Annotated in this window: 27 protein-coding genes and 1 pseudogene; 20 read left to right on the top strand and 8 right to left on the bottom strand. The window is 52.4% G+C overall.

The window, feature by feature from the left end; translation table 11 throughout:
* Window position 1: 1 nt before the first annotated feature.
* From K4305_RS06455 to K4305_RS12300, 6 genes and pseudogenes are all read left to right on the top strand, one after another.
* Window positions 2–187: a type II toxin-antitoxin system ParD family antitoxin gene (locus K4305_RS06455; RefSeq protein WP_331561578.1), complete on the top strand. Its 186-nt coding sequence runs from the start codon at window positions 2–4 to the stop codon at window positions 185–187.
* A 237-nt stretch (window positions 188–424) separates the two neighbouring features.
* Window positions 425–871, top strand: coding sequence for a hypothetical protein (locus K4305_RS06460; protein ID WP_331561579.1), 447 nt, complete (start codon window positions 425–427; stop codon window positions 869–871).
* 203 nt (window positions 872–1,074) lie between these two features.
* Window positions 1,075–1,368, top strand: a complete 294-nt coding sequence (locus K4305_RS12295) for a type II toxin-antitoxin system HigB family toxin (protein ID WP_442880432.1) — start codon at window positions 1,075–1,077, stop codon at window positions 1,366–1,368.
* A gap of 9 nt (window positions 1,369–1,377) precedes the next feature.
* Window positions 1,378–1,731, top strand: coding sequence for a helix-turn-helix domain-containing protein (locus K4305_RS06465; RefSeq protein WP_331561580.1), 354 nt, complete (start codon window positions 1,378–1,380; stop codon window positions 1,729–1,731).
* Between the two features lie 78 nt (window positions 1,732–1,809).
* The gene (locus tag K4305_RS06470) at window positions 1,810–2,169 is read left to right on the top strand and encodes a hypothetical protein (protein ID WP_331561581.1); all 360 of its coding nucleotides are present in this window, start codon (window positions 1,810–1,812) and stop codon (window positions 2,167–2,169) included.
* 39 nt (window positions 2,170–2,208) lie between these two features.
* Window positions 2,209–2,380, top strand: a pseudogene (locus K4305_RS12300) (IS1634 family transposase); the annotation flags it as partial.
* A 50-nt stretch (window positions 2,381–2,430) separates the two neighbouring features.
* Here K4305_RS12300 and dmeF read toward each other — a convergent pair.
* A complete protein-coding gene (gene dmeF, locus K4305_RS06475) occupies window positions 2,431–3,378 on the bottom strand; it encodes a CDF family Co(II)/Ni(II) efflux transporter DmeF (protein WP_331561582.1) in 948 nt (315 codons plus the stop codon).
* Between the two features lie 79 nt (window positions 3,379–3,457).
* Here dmeF and K4305_RS06480 point away from each other — a divergent pair, with 79 nt between their 5' ends.
* The 3 genes from K4305_RS06480 to blaOXA are packed head-to-tail and all read left to right on the top strand — an operon-like array spanning window position 3,458 to window position 5,822.
* A complete protein-coding gene (locus K4305_RS06480) occupies window positions 3,458–3,739 on the top strand; it encodes a metal/formaldehyde-sensitive transcriptional repressor (protein ID WP_331561583.1) in 282 nt (93 codons plus the stop codon).
* Between the two features lie 41 nt (window positions 3,740–3,780).
* Complete coding sequence (chrA, locus tag K4305_RS06485; protein WP_331561584.1) at window positions 3,781–4,986, top strand: chromate efflux transporter; 1,206 nt, start codon at window positions 3,781–3,783, stop codon at window positions 4,984–4,986.
* Window positions 4,987–5,018: 32 nt separating this feature from the next.
* Window positions 5,019–5,822 (top strand): class D beta-lactamase, encoded by an 804-nt coding sequence (gene blaOXA / locus K4305_RS06490; protein ID WP_331561585.1) that lies wholly within the window; start codon window positions 5,019–5,021, stop codon window positions 5,820–5,822.
* Window positions 5,823–6,175: 353 nt separating this feature from the next.
* On the opposite strand, the gene K4305_RS06495 is transcribed toward blaOXA, so the two are convergent.
* The gene (locus tag K4305_RS06495) at window positions 6,176–6,802 is read right to left on the bottom strand and encodes a C40 family peptidase (protein WP_331561586.1); all 627 of its coding nucleotides are present in this window, start codon (window positions 6,800–6,802) and stop codon (window positions 6,176–6,178) included.
* 341 nt (window positions 6,803–7,143) lie between these two features.
* On the opposite strand from K4305_RS06495, the gene K4305_RS06500 reads away from it, so the two are divergent.
* From K4305_RS06500 to K4305_RS06510, 3 genes are all read left to right on the top strand, one after another.
* Window positions 7,144–7,773, top strand: a complete 630-nt coding sequence (locus tag K4305_RS06500; RefSeq protein WP_331561587.1) for a UPF0149 family protein — start codon at window positions 7,144–7,146, stop codon at window positions 7,771–7,773.
* A 71-nt stretch (window positions 7,774–7,844) separates the two neighbouring features.
* Complete coding sequence (locus tag K4305_RS06505) at window positions 7,845–8,402, top strand: M15 family metallopeptidase (protein ID WP_331561588.1); 558 nt, start codon at window positions 7,845–7,847, stop codon at window positions 8,400–8,402.
* Window positions 8,395–9,213 carry an SDR family oxidoreductase gene (locus K4305_RS06510; protein ID WP_331561589.1) on the top strand — a complete coding sequence of 273 codons (819 nt, stop codon included), beginning with the start codon at window positions 8,395–8,397 and terminating at the stop codon, window positions 9,211–9,213. Before K4305_RS06505 ends, K4305_RS06510 begins: the two co-directional genes overlap by 8 nt.
* A 48-nt stretch (window positions 9,214–9,261) precedes the next feature.
* On the opposite strand, the gene K4305_RS06515 is transcribed toward K4305_RS06510, so the two are convergent.
* Together K4305_RS06515 and K4305_RS06520 are read right to left on the bottom strand one after the other, a co-directional pair.
* Complete coding sequence (locus K4305_RS06515) at window positions 9,262–10,008, bottom strand: ParA family protein (RefSeq protein WP_331561590.1); 747 nt, start codon at window positions 10,006–10,008, stop codon at window positions 9,262–9,264.
* Between the two features lie 11 nt (window positions 10,009–10,019).
* Window positions 10,020–11,588, bottom strand: a complete 1,569-nt coding sequence (locus K4305_RS06520) for a CHAD domain-containing protein (RefSeq protein ID WP_331561591.1) — start codon at window positions 11,586–11,588, stop codon at window positions 10,020–10,022.
* A gap of 214 nt (window positions 11,589–11,802) precedes the next feature.
* Between K4305_RS06520 and K4305_RS06525 the strand changes: the two genes are divergently transcribed.
* The 4 genes from K4305_RS06525 (at window position 11,803) to K4305_RS06540 (ending at window position 16,612) form a co-directional block, all read left to right on the top strand.
* Entirely contained in the window at window positions 11,803–12,846 is a 1,044-nt protein-coding gene (locus K4305_RS06525; RefSeq protein ID WP_331561593.1) for a BMP family lipoprotein, read from the top strand.
* Window positions 12,847–12,897: 51 nt separating this feature from the next.
* Window positions 12,898–13,893, top strand: coding sequence for an SDR family oxidoreductase (locus tag K4305_RS06530; protein WP_331561595.1), 996 nt, complete (start codon window positions 12,898–12,900; stop codon window positions 13,891–13,893).
* A gap of 78 nt (window positions 13,894–13,971) precedes the next feature.
* A complete protein-coding gene (locus K4305_RS06535; RefSeq protein WP_331561596.1) occupies window positions 13,972–15,921 on the top strand; it encodes a DUF294 nucleotidyltransferase-like domain-containing protein in 1,950 nt (649 codons plus the stop codon).
* Entirely contained in the window at window positions 15,902–16,612 is a 711-nt protein-coding gene (locus tag K4305_RS06540) for a 3'-5' exonuclease (protein WP_331561597.1), read from the top strand. The genes K4305_RS06535 and K4305_RS06540 overlap by 20 nt, the downstream gene beginning before the upstream one ends.
* Window positions 16,613–16,617: 5 nt before the next feature.
* Here the strand turns inward: K4305_RS06540 and K4305_RS06545 are convergent, their stop codons facing one another.
* The 4 genes from K4305_RS06545 to K4305_RS06560 form a co-directional block, all read right to left on the bottom strand.
* The gene (locus K4305_RS06545) at window positions 16,618–17,418 is read right to left on the bottom strand and encodes a class I SAM-dependent methyltransferase (protein ID WP_331561598.1); all 801 of its coding nucleotides are present in this window, start codon (window positions 17,416–17,418) and stop codon (window positions 16,618–16,620) included.
* A gap of 67 nt (window positions 17,419–17,485) precedes the next feature.
* The gene (locus K4305_RS06550) at window positions 17,486–17,680 is read right to left on the bottom strand and encodes a hypothetical protein (protein ID WP_331561600.1); all 195 of its coding nucleotides are present in this window, start codon (window positions 17,678–17,680) and stop codon (window positions 17,486–17,488) included.
* A 98-nt stretch (window positions 17,681–17,778) separates the two neighbouring features.
* Entirely contained in the window at window positions 17,779–19,101 is a 1,323-nt protein-coding gene (locus K4305_RS06555; protein ID WP_331561601.1) for a dihydroorotase, read from the bottom strand.
* A 49-nt stretch (window positions 19,102–19,150) separates the two neighbouring features.
* Complete coding sequence (locus K4305_RS06560; RefSeq protein ID WP_331561602.1) at window positions 19,151–19,885, bottom strand: fumarylacetoacetate hydrolase family protein; 735 nt, start codon at window positions 19,883–19,885, stop codon at window positions 19,151–19,153.
* A gap of 188 nt (window positions 19,886–20,073) precedes the next feature.
* On the opposite strand from K4305_RS06560, the gene K4305_RS06565 reads away from it, so the two are divergent.
* The 4 genes from K4305_RS06565 to K4305_RS06580 are packed head-to-tail and all read left to right on the top strand — an operon-like array spanning window position 20,074 to window position 23,918.
* On the top strand, window positions 20,074–20,649 hold the full coding sequence (locus K4305_RS06565) for a 5-formyltetrahydrofolate cyclo-ligase (protein ID WP_331561603.1): 576 nt from the start codon (window positions 20,074–20,076) through the stop codon (window positions 20,647–20,649).
* A 13-nt stretch (window positions 20,650–20,662) separates the two neighbouring features.
* The gene (ppk1, locus tag K4305_RS06570; RefSeq protein ID WP_331561604.1) at window positions 20,663–22,801 is read left to right on the top strand and encodes a polyphosphate kinase 1; all 2,139 of its coding nucleotides are present in this window, start codon (window positions 20,663–20,665) and stop codon (window positions 22,799–22,801) included.
* Window positions 22,798–23,232, top strand: a complete 435-nt coding sequence (gene rpiB / locus K4305_RS06575; protein ID WP_331561605.1) for a ribose 5-phosphate isomerase B — start codon at window positions 22,798–22,800, stop codon at window positions 23,230–23,232. The genes ppk1 and rpiB overlap by 4 nt, the downstream gene beginning before the upstream one ends.
* Complete coding sequence (locus K4305_RS06580; RefSeq protein WP_331561606.1) at window positions 23,223–23,918, top strand: CBS domain-containing protein; 696 nt, start codon at window positions 23,223–23,225, stop codon at window positions 23,916–23,918. The genes rpiB and K4305_RS06580 overlap by 10 nt, the downstream gene beginning before the upstream one ends.
* The last annotated feature ends 2 nt before the right edge of the window (window positions 23,919–23,920 follow it).

Raw genomic sequence — 23,920 nt, forward strand, 5'->3', positions numbered from 1 at the left:
GGTGCGGGACAAAGTCAAGTCCGGGCTCTATACATCTGCAAGTGAGGTTATGCGTGAAGCTTTGCGTCTTATGGCCGAGCAGGATTCCATTCGTCAGGCGAAGATGGATCTGTTACGGCAGGATATTCGTGCGGGAATAGAGAGCGGGATAGCCGTTGTCCGGGATCCTGAAGAGGTAAAGGGATAATTCCGGTTGCGTCAGGCCCAGGCTCTGCCGGTTTTCAGCATATCGGAAAGCTCATCGGTAATGCTAAAGTAACCGCTGTCAGGAAACGCATTTCTGCCCGGGTTTGCGTTCGTCCTGCTTCGGATAACCAGGGCATCCATCAGGGTTTGTGCAGTGGGGGAGTGAGCCCTACCAAGGAACTTTGTTGCTGTCACCTATTGTTTCGGTTGCTGTTCTGTAATGGTTTAATGCACAGATATGGAAACCGCCGGTAGAAAAACGCCTGTTTTTTTTGCTTCGCTCTGGATCGTGGCATTCTTTCTTAATTTTTTCTGGGAGTGCCTGCACGGCCTGCTCTATCAGGATCATCCGGAGATGGAGGCGATCATATATGTGCCCATGATGGTTGAAATGGCCTTTTATGACGCAGTTGCAGTTTCAGGGCTCTACCTGTTTCACGCACTTGTTTTTCGCTCTCTGCTCCGGGGGAACACGGTAAGCCATATCGCGGTATTTTTCCTTGCGGCTATTATCACTGCGGCTGTCGTCGAGTATGCAGCGGCGCATCTGCTGCATGCATGGAACTATCTGCCATCTATGCCGACGGTTGCAGGGATAGGTCTGCTGCCGTTGCTGCAACTTGCCGTTACGGGCGTTGCGTCGATTTTCGCTGCAGAAAGACTCTCATCTCACAAGGCTGCCTGACCAATTTGTTCACAGGAGCTTCCGGTTTTACGGAGCAGCATGGAGTGGAATTTGCCCTGACTTCGCCACTTTTGCTTATGTGAAAGGCATCGATATAACAAGGGTGCGCCGGGAGACCGGTGAATTCAGAATTTCAGATGAACGCCTATTGTTCCCGATATGGGAATAGTGTATGTTTCGATTAAAACCGTAACCACGAGGCATTGAGAGTCATTTCGCGAAAAACGCTTGTTCAGTTCTGGACGCAACACAGCGATGCTGAACAACCACTCAAGGCGTGGTTCAAGGAAGCCGAACAAGCACACTGGAGTTCACCCAATGCATTGAAGCAATACTATCCGACAGCCAGTATTTTGAATAGTAATCGGATAGTATTCAATATCAAAGGAAACAAGTACCGGCTTATTACCATGATAAACTTTGACTATGGCCAGGTATTCATCCGATTTGTAGGAACCCATGCAGAATACGATAAAATTAATGCCACAGAAGTTTAGGAGCACAGTATGCAGATCAAACCGATAAAAACCGAACAGGACTATCAGCAGGCACTTGCGCGCCTGGAAGAGATATTTACAGCAAAACCGGGCACAAAGGATGGCGACGAACTGGAAATCCTCGGGATTCTCATAGAAAAGTATGAACAAGAGCTTTTTCCAGTCGATTACCCGGACCCGATAGAAGCAATCAAGTTTCGAATGGATCAAATGGGACTGGATCAACAGGATTTGACAAGGATGATTGGATCGAAAAGTCGGACAAGTGACCTGCTAAACAGGAAACGGCCATTATCTATCCGCCAGATTCGACTGTTGCATAAGGAACTGCATATACCTGCCGATGTATTACTGAAGGTATAGTGGAACGATTTTCTCGATGCCCCGGGAAATCCTTGAACATGCGGAAGGTGTCCGGATTCGGCATCTGGAATCGCCGGCATGACAAGTATAAAGGGTTCCGTTGCCAATAAATACTATCGCCAATATGTGCCCATGATGGTTGAGATGGCCTTTTATGACGCGGTTGCAGTTTCAGGGCTCTACCTGTTTCACTCCTTCGTTTTTCGCTCTCTGCTCCGGGGGAACACGGTAAGCCATATCGCGGTATTTTTCCTTGCGGCTATTATCACTGCGGCTGTCGTCGAGTATGCAGCGGCTCATCTGCAGCATGCATGGAACTATCTGCCATCTATGCCGACGGTTGCAGGAATCGGGTTGCTGCCGTTGCTGCAACTTGCCGTTACGGGCGTTGCGTCGATTTTCGCTGCAGAAAGACTCTCATCTCACAAGGCTGTGTAACGAATTTGTTCACAGGAGCTTCCGGTTTTGCGGAGCAGCATGCGCGGAGACTTGACGATCAGAAAGGTCAGGACTGCATCCGGGGCACCCGATCCAAAATGAAGATAAACATCGTTCCTTTCTCAAGCATATCGGCAGTGCTCATACTGAGCATGAACTCGAGTTGTTGAGGGTTGGTGCCAGAAAATCCGCTGAAGCGCATTGCCGACAGCTGAATTGATTTTCGGGATAGCGATCTAACCGCGTGGCAGTTTTCCTGTTCTACATCCTGTTCACTTCGATGGTGATATGGGCGAGTTCCCTGTGTCGTTCGAGCAATACTTTTATCTGTTCGGCCGTAATGTTTTCTGGCGTGTTAAGCGCGATAATACAGGAGTAGTGCGTTTTACCAATGCGCCAGAGATGCAGGTCGGTGATGATGGCGTTGTTTGTGCCGGTACTGATGGTATGGCGGATTTTTTCGGCAAGGGGAGTGTCCATTTCGGCATCGAGAAGTACGCGTCCGGAATCGCGCAATAACCCGAAAGCCCACAGGCTCACCAGGATTGCGCCTGCGATCCCCATGAGGGGGTCGAGCCAGACGGCATTCCAGAAACGTCCTCCGAAGAGCGCCACAATGGCAAGTACCGAGGTTGCGGCATCGGTAATGACGTGAATGTAAGCCGCCCGAAGGTTGATGTCGTGGTGATGTTCATGTCCATGCTCGTGCTCATGATCGTTGCTTTGCCCATGGTGATGATGGTGATGGCCGCTGTCGTTGAGCAGCCAGGCGCAGAGGAGGTTGATCATCAGGCCGAACGTGGCGATGGCAATGGCCTGATCGTACTGGATCGGGGATGGCGTTATCAGGCGCTCTATCGACTCGAAAAACATCAGGCCGGCAATCATGACGAGAAACACCGCGCTGGTGTAGCCGCCGAGCACCTCGATCTTCCAGGTTCCGAACGAAAACCGGGTATCCCGGGCGAAGTGCCGGGCAGCCCTGTAGGCAAGCAGCGACAGGCCGAGAGCGAGCGCGTGCGAGCTCATGTGCCACCCGTCGGCAAGCAGCGCCATGGAGTTGAAGATCCAGCCGCCGGCAATTTCCAGCACCATGGCAAACGCGGTCAGGATCACGGCCCATTTTGTCCGTTTCTCCGCAAGCGGATTTCCTTCGTCAAAGATATGGCACTGATTCAGTTGCCTGGAGTCTAACGTCTCTGTATCCATGTGTGACGGCACTCTTATTGCAGGAATTTCTTAAAAAATGGTATACTCCCCTATACTATAATTTTCATGGATAAATGCAATGGCTCACACGGTAGAAGGCAGAAAAAAGCTGCTGAATCGCATCCGCAGGATCAAAGGGCAGATAGAAGCGCTTGAATCCGTGCTGCAGAAGGAATCATCGGACGACTGTTCGGCGGTGCTGCAGCAGATAGCTTCCATACGGGGGGCTGTGGGCGGGTTGATGATGACCGTGCTGGAGGGGCATATACGCGAGCATATCGGCGCCGAAAAAGTATCGCCCGACCAGAGGCAGGCGGATACCGAACAGGTCATATCGGTGTTGCGGTCCTATGTGAAGTAGTCCGGTCGTTCCGAATCCCATCAATTTTATCGCTATGAAGCATGCCGGACAATAAGGCTCATGACAGGCATCCGCTTGCGGTCTTTCTGATTTTTCTGCGGCTTGGCCTCACCTCGTTCGGCGGACCGATAGCTCATCTCGGCTATTTCCGGGATGAGTTCGTCACTCGCAGAAAGTGGCTCTCGGAGCGGAGCTATGCCGATCTTGTGGCATTATGTCAGTTTCTTCCGGGGCCCGCAAGCAGCCAGGTCGGTCTTGCGCTCGGGTTTTCGCATGCAGGATATGGCGGCGCTCTGGCTGCATGGGCGGGATTCACCCTGCCTTCGGCCATCGCCCTGATGCTTTTTGCGATGGGGTTCACGACCTTCGGGGAAAGGCTTCCTGCCGGCGTGCTTGACGGCTTGAAAATCGTTGCTGTCGCCGTAGTCGCGCAGGCTGTGTGGGGAATGGCCAAGAATCTTTGTACGGATGGGACGCGTGTAACGATTATGGCTCTGGCGACCTGTGCGGCGCTTGTGTTTCCTGCAGCCGTTGGCCAGATAGTCGTGATTCTGATGGCAGCAATGCTCGGGCTTGCGGTATTCAAGCCGAAAGATCTCGGAGAACACGATCCCTTGCCGCTGATGGTAGGACGGCGTACGGGATTGCTGTTCTTTTTCCTTTTTCTCTCGATACTTGCAGGTCTGCCGTTTCTTGCCGAGGTTATGCCGGGGCAGGCCATATCGATGGCGGATGCTTTTTATCGTGCTGGTTCACTGGTGTTCGGAGGCGGCCATGTCGTCCTGCCGCTTTTGCAGGCCGAAGTCGTTCCTTCCGGCTGGGTCGATAACGATGCTTTTCTTGCCGGATATGGCGCTGCTCAAGCTGTTCCCGGTCCATTGTTCACGTTCTCGGCTTTTCTTGGCGCATCGATGGCAGGTGATCCATCCGGGGCTGTCGGAGCAGCAATTTGTCTGGCAGCAATCTTTACCCCCTCTTTTTTGCTGGTGTTCGCGGCTCTGCCGTTCTGGGAAAAGCTTCGTCGCAGCAGTCTCATGCAGGCCGCTCTTGCCGGCATCAATGCGGCTGTCGTCGGTCTGTTGCTTGCGGCGCTTTACCATCCCGTCTGGACGAGCGCGATCGACGGTCCTCAAGACTTTTCGATCGCTCTCCTTGCGTTTGTCGGCCTGGTGTTCTGGAAACTTCCTCCCTGGCTTGTCGTGCTGTGCAGCGGCCTGGCGGGAGGAGCGGTTACGTTATTCATCTGATGCGGCGGCCTGAAAATTGAATCGAAAACCAAATGGCAAAACCGTTTCGGGTCTTTTTTGTGTGCGCGCTTGCCGCTTCGCTTTACCTGCTCGTTATGCCGTTACCTGCGGCGGCCCGCGACGCAGTGCTGGCGGAGCTTTTTGCCCGAAGGAACACAGATGGCACGCTGGTGCTTTCGTCCCTGAAGAGCGGACGGACCTTCGTGCACAATGACGAACGGTCTAACCGGCGGTTTGCCGTGGCTTCGACCTTCAAGATACTCAACAGCCTGATTGCGCTTGAGGAGAAGGTCGCGACGGGAAAGGATCATGTGATCCGATGGAACGGCAGGAGGCATGAGTTCTCCGACTGGAACCGTGACCAGACGCTGGAGAGCGCCTTCAGGGTATCATGCGTCTGGTACTATCAGGAGCTTGCCCGCCTGATAGGAGCCCAGAAGTACCGTGACTGCCTGAAGCGTTCGGGTTACGGGAAGCTGCGGGAGCCGTTCGACACGACGACCTTCTGGCTCGACGGCTCGCTGGAAATCAGCGCATCGGAACAAACGGATTTCCTGAGGAACGTCTATCTTCGGAAGCTTCCGTTCAGCGACTTCTCATATACGACGCTCAGGGAGATCATGGTTGCCGAAAGTAACCCCGATTTTTCGATATACGGCAAAACCGGATGGGCGGCGTCAGCAAAGCCGCAGACAGGGTGGTATGTGGGTTATCTGGAAACGCACGATGAGGTCTGGTTTTTCGCCCTGAATATGGATATTCGCAGCGAAACCGATCTGCCGCTCCGCAAGCAGCTGGTGCGGGAGGCACTCGTTGCGAAAGGCATTATCAGGTAAGAGGGGACATTAAAGTGTCGTTAGTTGTTATAACGGAGGACGTGTTCCCTGAGATATCCGGGAGCTGCATCGGACGGTTCAGGGCACCCGGTATGACGGTTCTGAATTGTAAACCGATGATGTGAGAAAAAGAAGCTGATTGCGGAGCCTCTGCCTGACGATCCGGATGCCTTGGGTCTGTCTTCTCATGATATATCCCGCCTTCCCGCACTGTGACATCAGCAAGTATGCGGTTCTGCCGTTCCGGCGCTCCGAAAGGGAATTGATTGCTGAAATGGAATTCATGTGCCGGAATGCATCGGCAGGCGCCATCGAGATGATGCAGCAGACGCGGTTCAGGATGATGTATTGATTCAGGATGGCTGCTCGACGGACAGAACAGGGATTTCCGGTTGCGTGGAAAATGAAGGCAGGTCGGGGATGATGTTGTCGAGCACACGCACGGCTCCGGCGTATCGTTTGTCGTAGTAGTTCTGCTGGAGCTTGTCCTCGGTGATGCCTTTGGAGACGGAGGAGTGTACGAAGGTGTCGTTGCCGACGAAAATTCCGACATGGCTGATACGGTTGCCGCGGGTCTGGAAGAAGACGAGGTCGCCCGGTTTAAGCTCGCTGCGCTCGATCTTCTGCCCGATACCGGCCATTTCCAGGGATGTGCGAGGGAGTTTCATACTGAAAACCCTGTCGTACATGAAGCGAACAAATCCTGAACAATCGAAGCCTGCGGCCGTTTGTCCGCCGAAACGGTACCTGATGCCGAAAAACTGTTTTACGTCGCCAAAGAAGCGGCTCATCGAACATGCGTTATTTTCAGGCGCTATCTGCTCGGGTGAGGGAGTTGAAGATTGATCGGCAAGAGTGGCGGAAGGCGTAATGAAAAGAAGAGAGAGAGCAAAAAGAAGGGGGCCAATATACCTGCGGAGCGTCTGCTGCGGATTTCCTGATACGGATTGTGGCCGGGCGAAGGACTTTCGGGACAGCATAAGCAATTGAGTTGGAATTACCGGATTGAGGGCTTTTACGGTTTGGCACCAAAACTTTAAGTTACCGTATTGTGCGCTTAAAATCCAAACTGACAGGAAAAATAATCTCCTTTTATGCAGGGAATCGCGATGAAGTGCTTCCGAAACCGGGTTGCAGCGTCGGATGGTTCCCGGTGACTGCCCTTGTCGTTTTTTCAGACGACGAGTTTTATTGCGACGCCGCAGGGACGTCGGCCTGGCGGAATGCTTCAGGTTGTTGCGGTAATTATGATTACTTTGAAACAGGCTTCGATAACTGCTGGAAGTCACGAGTCCATGCAACCAACAATTTTTTTTACTTTATGACCCTTTCCGATGATCTGCTGCAGCCGCTGACAAGCGAAGAACTCGATCAGCTCGAGGATTTTCTGCTTTCCGACGTACATGGCGAGAAGTCCATGACGCTCGACATGCTCGATGGCTTTCTTGCGTCTCTTGCCGTTGGCCCTTCCCTTGTGCTTCCCAATGAGTGGATGCCTATGGTGTTCGATGTGGAGGGACAGGCCGAACCTGTTTTTGCATCGCAGGAGGAAGCCGGCCGGATAACGGCACTGATCGTCCGTTATATGAACTCGGTGGTATCGGTTTTTGAAGCTAATCCGGAGAGCTATCTGCCGCTTTACGAGCTTTGCTCGTTCGACGACCCGGAAGAGGAATCGATGGCCGTTCGTGCCTGGACGCTCGGGTTCATTCTCGGCATGGAGCTGCGGTGGGACGAATGGCAGCCGGTTTTCGATTCCATCGAAGAAGCCGGCGAAGAGGAGATGCTGCTGATCTCTCCCATTTTTGCGCTGTCCGGTTCTGACGAGGATATGCCGGAGTTGACGCAAGATGAGAGGGAAGCCTGGCGTGAACTGATTCCTGACTGTGTTTCGGCGCTCTATAGGTTCTGGCAGTCTTGCAGTAATGAAGACGAGAGCCTGGAGCCATGAGAAAGGTTTCGTTTTGTTTGTTGTTTTTCTTGTTGTCGTTCCGGACGGTTTTTGCCCGGGAACCGGATCTGATGTTTGCCGATATTGCCGATTACGATAAGTCGATCGTGCTCGATATACGGTATGCGACAACGAATAACTTTACCGGAAAGCAGGTTTATCCGGCGGCCAGGTGCCTGCTGCGTCGGGATGTAGCCATGCGTCTGCTGAAGGTGCAGGAGAAGCTGCGCGGTATGGGTTACCGGCTGATCGTTTTCGATTGCTACCGCCCGTTATCGGTGCAGAAAGCGTTCTGGGCCATTCTGCTGGACGAACGTTACGTTGCCGATCCGGCTGAAGGATCAAGGCATAACCGGGGTGCAGCTGTTGATGTCAGTCTTGCGGACAGCACGGGAAAGCCGCTGGCCATGCCGACGGAGTATGACGATTTTTCGGAAAAGGCATCGAGAAGCTGGAAGGGCTCGTCGGCTGAAGCGCAGGGCAACGCCATGCTGCTTGAAACGGTTATGATGGCTGAGGGTTTTATTCCTTTTCCCTCCGAGTGGTGGCATTTCGACGCTTCAGGATGGGAGATCTATCCGGTGTCGGATTTTCCGCTTGAGAAAACCGGCGGCTGCGGGGATGACTGAGCCCGACCGGCTTGGCATTGTCGTAACCGGAGGAGGAAGCGGACTTGGGTTTTCGCTTGCTTCCGGGTTTCTTGAAGCCGGCGACAGGGTGGTTATCTGCGGAAGGGATGCGGCAAAACTTGAGGGTGCGCTGCAGTCGCTTTCAGAGCGGGTTCAGGGCGGCTCGGTTCATGCAGCGGTCTGTGACGTGTCGAAAGCTGCCGATCTGAAGGATTTTTCGCTTTTCGTGCAGGACAGACTCGGCAGGGTTGATCGCTGGATAAACAATGCCGGAAGCGCAGGCGCATACAAGCGCCCGTTGTGGGAACTGGACGTCGGCGATATGCAGGAGGTATGCGCCACAAATCTTGCCGGAACCATGATGGCATCGGCAGAAGCGCTCAGGATCATGCTTGCCCAGCCTGCCTCGCCCAGGCCGATCTACCATATTTTCAATATGGGTTTTTCCCGCGCAGGAGCGAAATTTTCACGTTCTTCCGTACCGCACCGTGCTTCGAAAACCGCCGTCGCTTCGGTAACCAGGTTTCTTTCTGAAGAGATCCGCAATAATGCGATCACTTCCGTCGGAGTTCACGAACTGAGTCCCGGTCTGGTAAAAACACTTCTGCTGATGCAGGGTAACGATCCCAAAACCCTTCATTTTCTTGAAGCTGTCGCAGAAGCACCCGATCATGTTGCCCGGGTGCTTGTGCCGAAAATCCGCGCGATCGGCAGCCGTTGCGGTAAGGTGAGTTACGCGTCAGTTGCGAGGATTGCCTTGCGTTCGATTCTTGCTGCCATAGAGGGATCGCGCAGCGGATGGAAACCATAGCCATCCATAGGGGGATTGCCTGACGTGCAGGAGCGATGCGAGCCTCGATCAGGGCAGCAGGTCAACTTGTATTTCTTCCCAAAGCTGCCGGAACGCTTTGGCTGCCGCTGATGAGGGGTGTACGGCGTTGAGAGGCGCCCTGTAGATACCCATTTTTTCGACTTCGGAATTGTAGGGCACTGAACTTTTCAGAAAGTCGGGCTGCGATCCGCGTTGCTCTATTATCTCGCGGTGCATCGATTTTCTTTTCTCAACCATATTGAAAAACCCCCTGATTTTTGACGAGTCCAGTCCGGTGTCGTTAAAAAACTTTCTGAGCTGTTCGTAGGTGCGTATGGAGAGCGTCGTGGGAATGACCGGTACGAGTATGATGTCGGCAGCTGCGAAGATGCTCTCTGAAAAGAGCGTGAGGTTTGGCGGGCAGTCGAAAAAAATATAGCGGTATTCCGAGCTCAGTTCATTGATGTTTTTCCTGAGTTTTTTCTGAGGCTTTTTTTCTTCGAGCAGTTCGAGATCGAGATTGCGGTAGGAAAAGTCGGAAGGGAGCAGGTCGAGTCCTTCGAAATCAGTTGCTTTGATGTTTTTATAGATCTTTGCGCTGCCTTCGAGAAATTTGGTGCTGTTGTATTTGTCTCTCGGAGAAATTCTGAAGTAAAAGGAGCTGGCGCCCTGGGGGTCGAGGTCGCAGATAAGGGTCTGGCGGGCATCTCCTTTCGAGGCGAGATAGGAAAGATTGACTGCCGCTGCGGTTTTTCCTACGCCGCCCTTGATGCTGTAAAGCGCAATCGTTTTCATTTTTTTTGCGTTCAACTGTTGAGGAGTGCGTTGAAAAGGGTTTCGGTTTCGTCGTTGTCGAAATGCCTGAAGGTGCGGTGGAAGAGCTTTCGGTTTTTTTGCTGTCGGCAGTGAAGTGTCGTTATCAGTCCGCCCAAAGCTGCGGCAAGCTCGGGGTCCGAGGGTTTTTCCTTCATCTGTTCGATGTGTCCGGCAAGGTATTGCTGCTGGACGGCAAGATCGACGAACATTCCGAGGTTTTCCTGCAGCTCCTTGAGCTGTCGCACGACCGTGGCCATGGTCTTATCCGGAAAAAGGGAAGCGAACAGTTCGAGCAGATAGCGCAGCTTTTTGCAGTCTATTCTCAGGGAGTGCAGTTCCGCGTCGGAGGCTTGTGCCGGGATGGCCCGGCCGTGTCTGAGCACCTTCTTCCATGCTTTCCTGATGTTTTTTTTTGCTACTGCCAGGGTGGAGCGGTCTTCGGTATCTTGGGTGGCGACAGGAACCGGATTTCTTTCGGTTTCCCCGAGAAGACCGTTCCATTCGTCGAGCATGGCTCTGTATGCTTTCGATCGCAGAAATGATGAGAACCGGCGCAACTCGATTCTGTGCAGTTCATGCAGCTCTTTGAAAAAGGCGGCGATATGGGGGGCAAGCGATTCCGGCAGCATAGCCCGGTAATCCGACTCTCTGAGGAGGTAGACGTCGCAGTCGCGCAGGGCATTGCATGCTTTGCCCGCATTTCTGAATGCATTCCGGTATCTGGCGGTGGTTCCGGAATCGAAAATATCCCTGATAGTGCCGAGAACGGAACGGGTTCTTCTTACCGCCACCCGATAGTCGTGCAGAAATTCAGTGTCGATATTTTCCGGAATCCATGGCTCGTTCCGCTTCATGATGTCGAGTGTGCCGAGCAGGAGGGATGCGGCTGATTTTTGAACCGGGTCACCGGGCTGAAGCGTGATTCTGATTTTCGAAGAGTAATCGTTGACGGGAACGCCCGCCGCATCCATGAACTGCATGAAAAGATCGCGATATCGGGTTCTGTGTTCCCTCCCGAGAAGCTTTCCTGTGCCGGATGCAAAAGTTTCGGTCTCTTCCTGAAATCCTTTCAGTGGGGTGATGGCAAGATTTTCGGTTATCAGTATCCGGCTTTTCTTCTCCTTGAAAAGGAAGTATGTTTCCCTGTTGAGGATGGCGATCGTTTTTTCCTCCTCATCGAGGAGTTGCTGAGAAACGATGTCAACTTCCACGGTGCATCGTTTTATGAGTGCTCTGAGTTCGGTGTATCGTTCGATTTCACTCCTGAATTTCTCGTCTTTAAGTTCGAACGGGTGAAAGAAACGGGCAGTTGCCGAATGGCCGACTGATGCGAACGGCAGGCCTGTATCGAGATTGTAAAGGCTCAGGAGCCGGTTTTCCTGGATCGCCGCGGCATTATTGGCGAGCAGCTGCCACTCGAAGGTGTCGTAAAAAATCCGGCGCACTCTGCGCTTTTGCGTTTTGCCGGGTTTAACCGAAAGTCCATTATCCTCAAAAAGGGATTCGGTTTCGAAACCTTCAGGAGGCCTGAAGCATATGCTTTTCCGTTCAACCGTCATCGGCGATGGGTTTTCATTAGGAGTATTGCATAAAATATAACAAGAACATCAGGAGTTGTAAGAGACTTCGGGTGTGCGGTTACGATTTATCGGGATTGTAATGAAATAAATTTATGCGACTACCGTTTTTAATTGGAACGGGTTTTTTCTACCTTCAATTTCGTATGGACTAACGGTCGTCATGGCATATCCGCATCACTTTTTTCCTTTAACCATGAAACATTTCTTCCGTCTTTTTCTGGTATGCACGTTTATGCTCGGAGCTTGTACAGGCGAGCAGGAAGCAGGAAAAACAACAGGCGGCGAAGAGGATGGAAAACCGACAGTCGGCATGGTTTTCGATGTCGGCGGACGCGGAGACCGCTCGTTTAACGATGCGGCCTATCATGGGCTTGAGCTTGCCGGAGAGAAGCATGGTATTGAATTCATTAATGCCGAACCGTCCGGCGAAGGCGCCGACAGGGAAGCGGCGCTCAGGCAGATGGCTGCTGATCCGGATGTCGATCTGGTGATCGGAGTGGGTCTGCTTTTCAGCGACGATATCGCATCCATAGCCGAAGCGTTTCCGGAAAAGAAGTTCGTTTGCATCGACTATATCCCGAAAGCCGGAGCAAAAATGCCGGAAAATCTTTCAGGCATTGTTTTCGAAGAGAAAAAAGGTTCGTTTCTTGCCGGCGCCGTAGCGGGACTTTCAACAAAGACCAATACCGTTGGGTTCATCGGGGGAATGGAGTCGTCCATTATCAGAAGGTTCGAGAGCGGTTTTACCGAGGGCGTAAAATACGTGAATCCGGACGCTGTGGTCATTCCCGCTTATATCGGCATGACAGGAAGCGCTTTTGCCAATCCGTCAAAAGGCAGGGAGCTGGCGCTTGGTCAGTATGCCAAAGGTGCCGATATCATTTATCAGGCGGCTGGAGCGAGCGGCCTGGGCGTTATCGAAGCAGCAAGAGAGACCGGAAAACTGGTGATCTGCACGGATCGCGATCAGGAGCCGGACGCTCCGGGTTTCGTGCTTACCAGCATGGTTAAGGCGATAGATCGGGCAGTGCTGAAGACTATCGATGATGTGCTCGAGGGTACGTTCAAGGGAGGATCGGTTACCGTTTTCGGTATAGACGACCGATATACCGATTATGTTTACAACGACAGAAACGCAAAGCTGATCGGCGCTGCGGTTCATGATCGGGTAGAGGATATCCGAAAAAAAATTATATCAGGAGAAATTGCAGTTCAGGAGCATGCAGCGGCACAGTGAGCGATAGTGCCGATTAATGCCGTTCTTTCAATGATTGAAGTTAAATTATAGGTGAAGAAAACAATTCTGGTGACCGGCGGTACAGGGTTTATAGGCTCCCGACTGGTTCACAAGCTGGCATCCGATGCCGATGAAATCCGTGTTCTTGTCCGGAGAAGTTCCGATCTGACGTCGCTTGAAGGCGTGCTCGATCGTATCACGCTGGTCTATGGAGATGTGACGAACCGGCTATCTCTCGACAGCGCGATGGCTGGAATCGATCAGGTTTATCACTCTGCGGGTCTGACCTATATGGGAGATAAACGTAATCCTCTTCTGCAGGCCATCAATGTTGAAGGTACGAAAAATATACTTGATGCGTCGCTGAAGGCAGGCGTCCGGCGAGTCGTCCATGTGAGTTCCATTACTGCTGTCGGCATATGTGACGGAAAAAAACCTCTCGACGAAACCTCGGTATGGAACTTCGACCGTATAGGCCTTGAGTATGCCCGAACCAAACATCAGGCAGAGCTGGCCGTAGCGGAGGCCATCGGCAACGGGCTTGATTGTGTGATTGTCAATCCGGCCTATGTTTTCGGTGCCGGCGACATCAATTTCAATGCGGGCCGTCTCATCAAGGACGTTTACAATCGGAAAATCCCGTTCTATCCTCTCGGAGGGGTTTGCGTCATCGATGTGGAAATCGTTGCGGAAACCATTATTGCAGCCATGGAGAAAGGCCGGTGCGGCGAACGCTATATTATCGGGGGTGACAATGTGTCGTTCAAAAAGCTTGCCGACACAATTTGCGATATTTCCGGAGTGCCGAAGATTATTCTGCCCTTGCCGTTCTGGATGGCCAGGATACTCAAATCCATGCTCGACATGAACAAGCGCCGGAACAACATATCCAAGCTGTTCAATCTTACCATGTTCAGGGTGGCTTCGGAAAACCTCTATTACGACTCCTCCAAAGCCGTTCGTGAACTCGGTATGAGGCAGGAGCCGCACGAAAACAGCATCAGGAGCGCTTTCGACTGGTACCAGAAGAGGAATATGCTGAACTGACAACAGCTGTTCCGGTTCCGGCAGGGCCTGCAAACGAGCCGTCAGATATATTTTTCAACATCTTATACCGGAACAGTCATGGCATCAAACACCATTGTTGAACGTGTTGCCGCAGACCTGTCGAAATATCCCCCTTTCGATGTTCTCGAACCTGCCGTCGTACAGGATCTCGCTTCGTCGATATCGATCCATTACCATGAAGAGGGCGAAATGATCTTCAGGAAAGGCGATACGCTCAGGGAAGCCGCATTCATGGTGATGAAGGGCGCAGTAAGGCTTTTTGACTCGATGGACGATGAGGAGATACTGGTCGATCTGTGCGACGAAGGCGATATTTTCGGCGTGAGGGCGATTTTCGGCGGAAGCAGTTACGTACTCAGCGCTCAGGTAGCCGAGGAGAGCCTGATTTACGAAATGCCTGCCGAAAAAATACGGGGTCTCATTGCGGCAAGCAATGCCGTTTCGATGTTTTTCGCCGGGGAGTTCGCCAAGAGCATGCAGGTGATGGAGCGCTCTCTGACCAACGCTTTCGACCAGCGCAAGCTGCGTTACAGCGAACAGTCCTGCCGGAGTTTTCTCGAACACGAAACCCTCGAAGTCAAGCCGGTTGCCAACGTCATTACCTGCTCTCCCGACATAACCATAAGGGAGGCGGCCAAAATTATGTCGGATTGCAATATCGGTTCCATTCTCGTGGTCTCTGCCGATAATCATCCTCTCGGAATTATTACCGATACCGATCTTCGCAAGAAAGTGGTTGCTCAGCCGGGATCGGTCAAAGAGCAGCCTGTTCGAGATATCATGAGCAGTCCTGTTTACACCATTACCGGCAGGAAAACCGTTGCCGATATGGTGATGCTCATGGTGAAAACCAAGTTGCGCCATTTCTGCATTACCGAGGACGGGACGGTGAATTCTCCGTTGCAGGGCATCATTTCCGAGCACGATATCATTACCTCCGAGGGTAACAATCCGGCTGTGATCATGAAGGAGATCATGGCTGCCGATCAGGTCGGGCAACTGAAGGTCGAGAGGGACAAGGCCGAACACCTGCTTCGGATCTATATTGGCCAGGATGTCGCCGTTCACTTCATATCGAATATTATCACCGAAATAAACGACGCCCTGATCGTTAAGGCAATCGGGCTTTCCATTGCCTCTCTCGAAAAGGAGGGTTGGCGTCTGCCGGACATTCCCTTCTGCTGGCTTTCGCTCGGCAGCGAAGGCCGAAAAGAGCAGCTTCTTCGCACCGATCAGGATAACGCCTTGCTCTATCTCGATCCTCCCGAACATCGCAAGGCGGAAGTTCAGGCATCGTTTGTTGCGCTGGGACGTAAAGTTACTTCCATACTGGAACAATCGGGGTTCGCTCTCTGCCCGGCAGAGGTGATGGCAAGCAATGACGAGTGGTGCCAGCCTGTTTCGGTCTGGAAAAAGTATTTCAGCAGATGGATACTCACTCCCGAGCCGAAGGCTCTGATGAACGCCACGATATTTTTCGATTTCCGGCCGGTATACGGAGACGCTTCTCTGGCTGCCGATCTGAAAAAAGGAATTTTTGAGGAACTGGCCAGAGGGCGGGGCTTCCTTGAGTTTTTTGCGAAGAATGCCCTGCAGAACCCTCCTCCGCTCGGCTTTTTCAGAAATTTCCTTGTCGAGAAGAGCCGCGATCATGCCAATGAGTTCGATATCAAATCGAGAGCCATGATGCCGCTTTCGGATGCGGCAAGAGTGCTTGCTTACGAGCAGAGAATACCTGATTATCTCAGTACGGTCGAAAGATACCACAGGCTTGCCGATCTTCTTCTTCCTGAAAAGGATCTCTGCCTGGAAGCTGCCGCCGCCTACGAGTTCCTCATGCGTCTGCGGGTGGTCAACGGGCTCGATCAGGGCAGTTCCGGCCGTTACATCAAACCTGAAAGCCTCAACAAAATAGACCGGCAGATGCTGCGCAACGTTTTCACGACGATCGGACAGGTGCAGAAAACACTTAACATGAGGTTCCAGCTTGATTACATCCGTGATTGATCGCCTCATCATCGAAACGGCGCTTTACCGGTGCAGGAATAATTCCCTGCCCGAAAGCGTCTGTCGATATCTGAGGCTGAACCGTAAGAAAATGCCGCTCGCAACGCCGCTTGCCGATATCAGGTTCGTTGTTTTCGATACCGAGACGACCGGCTTCGATGTCCGTCACGACAAGGTCATTTCCATAGGAGCCGTGTCGCTTAAAGCCCAGCGGATCGTTGTGGGGGATTCTTTCGAAGTGCTGGTGCGCCAGGAAAAGGTCGGCGATCGTGAAGCGGTAAGCGTCCATGGACTGCTTTGCAAGGATATAGCTTTCGGCGTGGATGAACGCACCGCCGTCAGCGGGTTTCTCGACTATATCGGCAACAGCGTGCTTGTCGCGCAGCATGCCGGATTCGATATTGCCATGGTCAATCAGCTGCTGTCCCGTTATTTCGGAATAAGGCTGTTCAATGATGTGATCGATACGGCAAGCCTGGCAAAACGTCTCGAAAAAGGCCCCTATTACAATCTCGCCCACAAGGTCGGCGAATACAGGCTTGACGCTTTGTGCGAACGTTACAGCATCCGCCTCCACGACCGGCATACTTCTGCCGGCGATGCTTATCTGACGGCGCAGCTTTATCAGCGCCTGCTTGCAAAAAGCCGGAAATCGGGGATTAAAACCGCGGGAACCCTGCTGATGAAATAGGGCTTTCAGGTTTTGCGTATGAACAGCAGCATCCTCGGTGAAGCCTCGCTGTCGAAAAGCGCTCCCGAATAATCTCCGGCAACGGATTCGATGGCAAGTCCCGCCTGATCGAGCAGCGTCCTGATCTCTTCGGGCGTAAACAGACGAACCGACTCGGAGAACCGAAGCGGTTCCCCTTCAGCCGGTGCGATCGTGATTTTTTTCTTTATTCTGCCGTGTTCGATCGAGCGCTCCTCCAGTACGTCAAGTCCGGCAACGGTGCGACGGGAAACCGGCACAAGGTTTCGCCGCAGATGGCGTACATTGATGAGGTCGAGTATGTACCATCCGTCCGGGGCAAGAAGAGAGGATACGTTTTCGAGCACGCAGAGATCTTCTTCGACCGTATTGAAATACCCGAAACTGGTAAAAAGCTGCAGGATAAGATTGTAATGCCTGTCCGCCTTCAGGTGCCGCATGTCGCAGCAGGTCAGGGAAAGCTCGATGCCGCATCTTTGCGCTTCGCTGCGGGCAGTCTCGAGCAGAAAAGGGGATAAGTCGTTACCCGTTACCGAGTAACCGAGACGGGCGAGTTCGAGCGCATGTCGTCCTGCTCCGCAAGCGATATCGAGTACGCTGACCGATGACGGACGTCGGTCAGGGGATTGTGTCCGCTCGATAATCATCCTTATGCATTTGGAGGCTTCGGCGTTGTCGCGATGGCTGTATACCTGCAGATAGAGCGGATGATTGAACCACTCGGCAAACCATGCCTGCTGAGCGGATTTTTCGTCTGCCCTGATGGTGCTGTCGGGAGAAGAGGACATATAAGGCTTTGCGTGAGATAAGCATGCAGGGCAACCTGTGAAAGGAGCCCTGCGAGGAAGGAGTCGTTTATTTTACCGCGTCGCTGACGGCTTTGGCGAGAATGGTCTGCTCGTTTTCGCCATTAGGAATACGGACGTTTTTTTCGACGAATTTCCAGGCTTTGCTTTTTCCTGATGGAACAGAGAGGACGAGTTTAGCTACTTTGAAATCGCTGGCGCCTGTTTTTTTTCCTTTATCGCCGAATGTTTGTTTCTTTGCCATGACTGATCAACTGATTCTTATTGTTGTGCTGAACGAAATTGAATGTAATAAAATTAATCGCTTTTGACAAATCCAATCAATTCTTAAAGGTATTGTTTTCAGCGGTTTTCTATATATGCTCCTTTGTGGAAGATGCCGACTGCTTTTCCTTTGAGTCGGCTTCCGATGAAAGGTGTATTCAATGATTTCGAGCGCATACCTTCTCTGGTGAGGGTCCACTCGATATCGGGATCGATAATCGTCAGGTTTGCGGCAACTCCTTCCTGAAGTCTGACTGGCGGAAGGTTCATGATCGCTCTCGGGTTGATGGAGAGCATTTCCACCGCACGTTGCAGCGTGATGATTCCTTTGTCGACAAGCTGCGTTATGGCAAGGCCGATCGCGGTCTCCAGCCCGGTTATTCCGAATGAAGCCTGATCGGGAGGGCACTCTTTTTCATGCGCGGCGTGCGGCGCATGATCGGTAGCTATCGCATCGATCGTGCCGTCGGCAATGGCGTCGAGCAGCGCCCGGAGGTTCCCGGCCGAGCAGAGCGGAGGTTTCATGATGTAATTTCCTTTCGCTTCGGCTTTGAAAAGGTCTTCATCCGTCAGGGTGAAGTGGTGTGGCGTTACTTCGCAGGTAACCTGCAGACCCTCGGCTTTTGCCTGGCGGACGAGATCGATTGCGGCTTTCGTGCTGATGTGAGCGACATGGTAACGGGGGGGATTGAGCGGATCGTGCAGCTTGTGATCGCGCAGATACAGCATGAGCTGCAGATCGCGGGCCAGGGTGATGGCTTCGGCTGCATCAGGAATGCCTTTGAGACCCAGCATTGTAGAAAAACGTCCTTCGTTCATTATTCCGCCCTGGCTGAGCATTCTGTCTTCGCAGTGCTGGATGATGAGCAGCCCGAAATTCGATGCGTATTCGAACGCAAGCCGCATGATCTGCGAGTTCTGGATAGCCGTGCCGTCATCGGAAACGGCTGTGACTCCGTAAGATCGGAACTTGCCGAATGGTGCGAGAGTCTCTCCCCGGCTTTCGGTAGTCATAGCCCCGATCACTTCCAGATCGACAGGCAAGTCGGCGGCATGATAGCGGATGTATGCCACGCCGAGCGGACTGTCGATGACCGGACGGGTATTGGGCATGAGCGCAACTCCCGTAAAACCGCCCGCGGCGGCAGCGGCGGCACCCGAAGCGAGCGTTTCCTTATACTCCTGTCCCGGTTCGCGAAAGTGGCAGTGCATGTCGAAAAGTCCGGGTACAAGCAGCTTGCCATCGAGATCGACGACCTGTTCGTTACCCGTCGAAACGATGCGATCGGCTTCCTTTGCAATCGTTTCTATGCGGCCGTCGTCCGAAATACGGATCGATCCATTCGTATCCAGGTTTATGGCTGGATCGAGGAGGCGGGCGTTCTGAAATATGATGCTCATTCGACGATAGATGTGAAGATTTACAAATTATGCTCGCAATAACGTTCTTTCACAGAAGAGTTCCGGATTGCAGTATCGATACCCGAAGTCGTGCGAGTTCCGATGATTCGTCCTGCAGGGCGCTTCTCTTGCATAGCGTTGCTTCAAGTCGGTCACCCGGCACCACCCTTCCGACGCCGGCAGGAGTGCCGGTAAAGATCAGGTCGCCTTTGCGCAGCGTGTAGAGGCACGACAGGTAATGTACGAGATAGGGAGGAGAAAAAACCGTTTCCGAAAGGGTTCCGTGCTGAACCCGCCTCCCGTTGCAGTCGAGAAAGAATTCGAGATCCTGCCAGCTGCCGGCTTCGCTTCGGGGAACGATGCCCGACAGTTGCGCGCTTCTTCTGAATCCTTTGCTTTTCAGCCACGGATTGCCTTTTTTCTTCGCATCGAGCTGGACGTCCCGGAGCGTCATGTCGAGTCCTATCGCATAGCCTCTGACTGCCTGAAGCGCTTTTTCTTCGGAACAGCAGTCGCAATCGGAACCGATAACCAGCACGATTTCCGCTTCATAATGCATATTGTCAGAGAGGGGATGCCCGTCGAATCCGGGAATCATGGTTATTCCGCCGGTTTCTATCGACGAGGGCGGTTTGATAAAAACGACAGGTTCCTGTTCTTCAGTATCTGTTAGTTGCATGTGCTCTTCCCAGAGCATCATTTCGCGGGCATGGTCCGGGTAATTTTTGGCAATGCAGTAGACGGTTCCAAAGGTTATGGACGACGGATCGATAAGGGTTGACATATGAATAGGCGGTTTGTACAGTGCTGTTGTATTACGATAATGTAAAATCATTGCTGTTCATGTACAACTATCCTTATTGCGCCATCTTCCCGGATGTGAAAGGCTGCTGAATGACAGTAATGTTTTATATCTTGAAGTTTAAACCGGAATGCCACATCGATGGCATATTTTACGTTATGGATGCACCTATGGAGAGCAAGCAACTTGTCAGGAGCAAGCTGCTTGCCGCGAGGAGAGCCCTGTCTGAGGAAGCATGGCAGGGCATGAGCGCTGCTGTCGTATCGGAAGTCCTTAAAATAAATGAGGTAACTCGTGCGCAGTGCGTTATGGCTTATCTTTCGATAGCCTCGTCCCGCGAAGTCTCGACCGACGAGCTTTGCAGAAAACTGCATGAGGCCGGGAAGCGGATTACGGTTCCGGCAGTCACTGCAGATCGTCTTGTTCCCTTGGAGTACCTGCCTGGTGAGTCTCTGATCGCCGGCATTTTCGGCCAACCCGAACCTGTTCGGCGCACTCCGGTCGACTCAGCCGAACTCGATGCCATTCTTCTGCCTGTTGTCGGTATCGATAGCGCTGGTCGCAGGATGGGTTACGGAAAAGGATATTATGACAGGTTCCTCTCGGAACTTGCAGCTTCCGGCATGAATCCGTGCCGGATAGGATTGGCATTTTCTCTGCAGTTTTTGCGGCATCTGCCTGCAGATCCCTGGGATGAGGCTCTTGATTATGCCGTCCATGAGGGCGGCGCAGTGCGATTCAACTAACCACTTGTTCATTATGGACCATCTGACGGCTGATTTCGTTTCACTTCCGGAAGCGCCGGACCTGCGTGATCCGGCATATTATATAAACAGAGAGCTGAGCTGGCTGGAGTTCAACCAACGCGTACTTGAAGAAGCGCTTGATACTCTTGCACATCCTCTTCTTGAACGGGCGAAGTTCATTTCGATTTTCAGTTCCAATCTTGACGAATATTTCATGATCCGGGTTGCCGGAATCGAAGACCAGCTCGACGCCGGCATTCAGGAGCGTACGATCGATGGCCTGACGCCTGGCGAACAGCTCGCAAAGATAAGGGAGAGGATTCTTCTGCAGCTTCGTCAGCGTAATGACTGTTTCTATAACGATATCCTGCCTGCTCTTGCAGCAAAAGGAATCGAATTCGTTCGATTTACCGATCTGCGAGATGAACAAAGGGAGGCGCTGCGTCATTATTTCAGGCAGGAAATTTTTCCTGTGCTGACTCCGCTGGCTTTTGATACCGGTCATCCGTTTCCGTTTCTTTCCAACCTGTCTCTGAATCTCGCTATCGAACTGAATGACAAGGAGGCGCATACGCATAAATTCGCACGAGTCAAGGTGCCGAACATTCTGCCGCGGCTTCTGTTTCTTGGTGATATTGAAGGGATATCGTTCGATGATAAAGTTTCGCGGTTTATCTGGCTCGAAGACCTTATTGCCAACAATCTCGAACAGTTGTTTCCGAAGATGCAGATCATCAATTCGCATCTCTTCAGGGTTATCCGTAATGCCGATATCGAAATCGAGGAAGATGAAGCAGGCGACCTGCTTGAAACCATAGAGCAGGGGATCCGCTCAAGGCGATACGGCAGGGTAGTGCGGCTCGACATCGGGCCGGAAATGCCTGAGTCGATAAGGAAACTGCTTATGAAAAACCTTGACGTCATCGACAGCAACGTTTACGAAATCGGCGGCGTACTTGGTCTTGGATGCCTTGTCGAGCTGCTCAGGATAGATCGTCCCGACCTGAAGGACGAGCCTTTCATTCCTGTCAATCGCATCGAAGAGCAGTTCGAAGGCGATATTTTCAGCGCCATAAAGGCAAAGGATCGGCTGCTCTATCATCCTTACGATTCTTTTCAGCCGGTTGTTGATTTTATCCGGCAGGCAGCAAATGATCCGGATGTGCTCTCGATCAAACAGACGCTTTACAGGGTCGGCAGCAACTCTCCGATCGTCAAAGCGCTCATGAATGCCGTGGAGCACGGCAAGCAGGTTGCCGTACTTGTGGAACTGAAGGCGAGATTCGACGAGGAAAACAACATCGTCTGGGCAAGGGCGCTCGAAGACGTCGGAGCACATGTGATTTACGGACTTCCCGGCCTGAAAACACATGCCAAGCTCACCATGATCGTGCGCAGGGAGCAGCATAAGCTGAAAAGGTACCTGCACCTCGGCACCGGAAACTATAATCCTGCAACCGGGAAAATATATACAGACTACAGTCTGTTTACGGTAAATGAGCGTCTTGCGAGCGAAGTCGCGGAACTCTTCAACGCGCTGACAGGCTACTCGAAGTACACCGATTACATGAAATTGCTTGTTTCGCCCATCAATACCCGTAAAAAGATTATCGCCAAAATTGAACGGGAGGTGGAGCAGCATCGCAAGAGCGGCAAAGGACGCATCATCATGAAAATGAATTCGCTTGTCGACGACAAGACCATCAGGGCGCTCTATCGAGCGTCCGGCGAAGGGGTTAAAATCGACCTTATCGTACGCGGCATATGCTGCCTGAAACCTGGTATTCCCGGGGTCAGCGAGAACATCCGCGTGACAAGCATCATCGGGCGGTTTCTCGAACACAGCCGTGCTTACTATTTTGCCAATGGCGGCAACTGTGAACTCTATCTGGGCAGTGCCGATATCATGCCGAGAAATCTCGATCATCGGGTGGAGACGCTTTTTCCCGTGCTCGACAGGGAGATAATACGTACGGTCAAGTCCGATCTCGAACTGATGTTGCTCGATAACACCAAGTCGTGGCTTATGCAACCCGACGGGATATACCGGAAAAACTGTTGCGAAGGTTCGGAAATTAACAGCCAAAGTATTTTTTTAAATCAGTCGGCAAGACGGAAATTTTCAAACAAATTCAATCAGGACGAGTTATGAAGATTGCGGTAGGAAGCGATCATGCAGGTTATGAACTCAAAACCTTCGTTGTCGAGTGGCTTCAGCAAAACGGTCACGATGCTGTCGATATGGGTCCGTTCAGCGAAGAATCGGTCGATTATCCCGATTATGCCCGGAAAGTCGCGCATAGCGTGGCTGAGGGTTCATGCGAACAGGGCATACTGCTCTGCGGTACAGGAATCGGCGTTTCCATTTCCGCCAACAAGGTAAAAGGCATCAGGGCCGCGCTTGCCTGCAGGCCCGAATTCGCTACGCTTGCGCGAGAGCACAACAACGCAAACATCATATGCTTTTCCGCCAGGTTCAGTGATCGGGAAACAATTGCCGAAAGCCTTGAAAACTGGTTTGCCGCCAGTTTCGAAGGTGGACGCCACGAGCGCCGGGTGGGAAAAATCGAACCATGCTGCTGAACAGGTACATAGAGCAGTTTTCCCTGCATGAGTATCCGGTTTTTACCCTCGAAGACAGGGTTGGAACCGTTTTGGATCTTCTCGGTGCGCAGGGGCGCAGTTGCGCTCCAGTGCTCGATGGAGGTAAGCCTGTCGGTCTCGTCACGCTTGCCGGACTCCTCGCGCATAGCGGCAGCAGAGCCGATGCCGGCTTGCTGCCGCTTTCATCGGTTCCTCATTCCCCGCTGACAACCGCAGGTCTGCACGAACATCTTCTCGATGTCTACAGCAAAGCCGCTTCCGCCCGGGGCGAAATTCTTGCCGTTGTCGATCATGACGGTTATTTCAGCGCCGTGATCGAGAAAAACCGGCTTGCACGGGAAGTCGCCGCGCTTTTTCATCTGGGTTCGGGGGAGTGTGCCACTATCGAAATCGAAGTCCCTTCCTCGGGGATCAGGCTTTCGGAAATTCTCGACGTATTCGAAAAAAACGACGCATACATTCCGGCTTTCGGAACCGTCCCTTCCCGAGTTGAAAGTGAAAGCACTCTTGTCTGTTTCAGGGTGCAGACCCACGACCTCTACCGTCTGGTAGCCAACCTTGGCAAATACGGCTACAATGTGCGCTATGCCTCCCCGACAGCCGGTTCGGCAGAAGACGAACTTCGCGAAAAAGCCCTTGAATTCATCCGGTTCATGGATATGTAGGA

Source organism: Chlorobium sp. (assembly GCF_036528655.1).
In the GTDB taxonomy this organism is placed as follows: Bacteria; Bacteroidota; Chlorobiia; order Chlorobiales; family Chlorobiaceae; genus Chlorobium.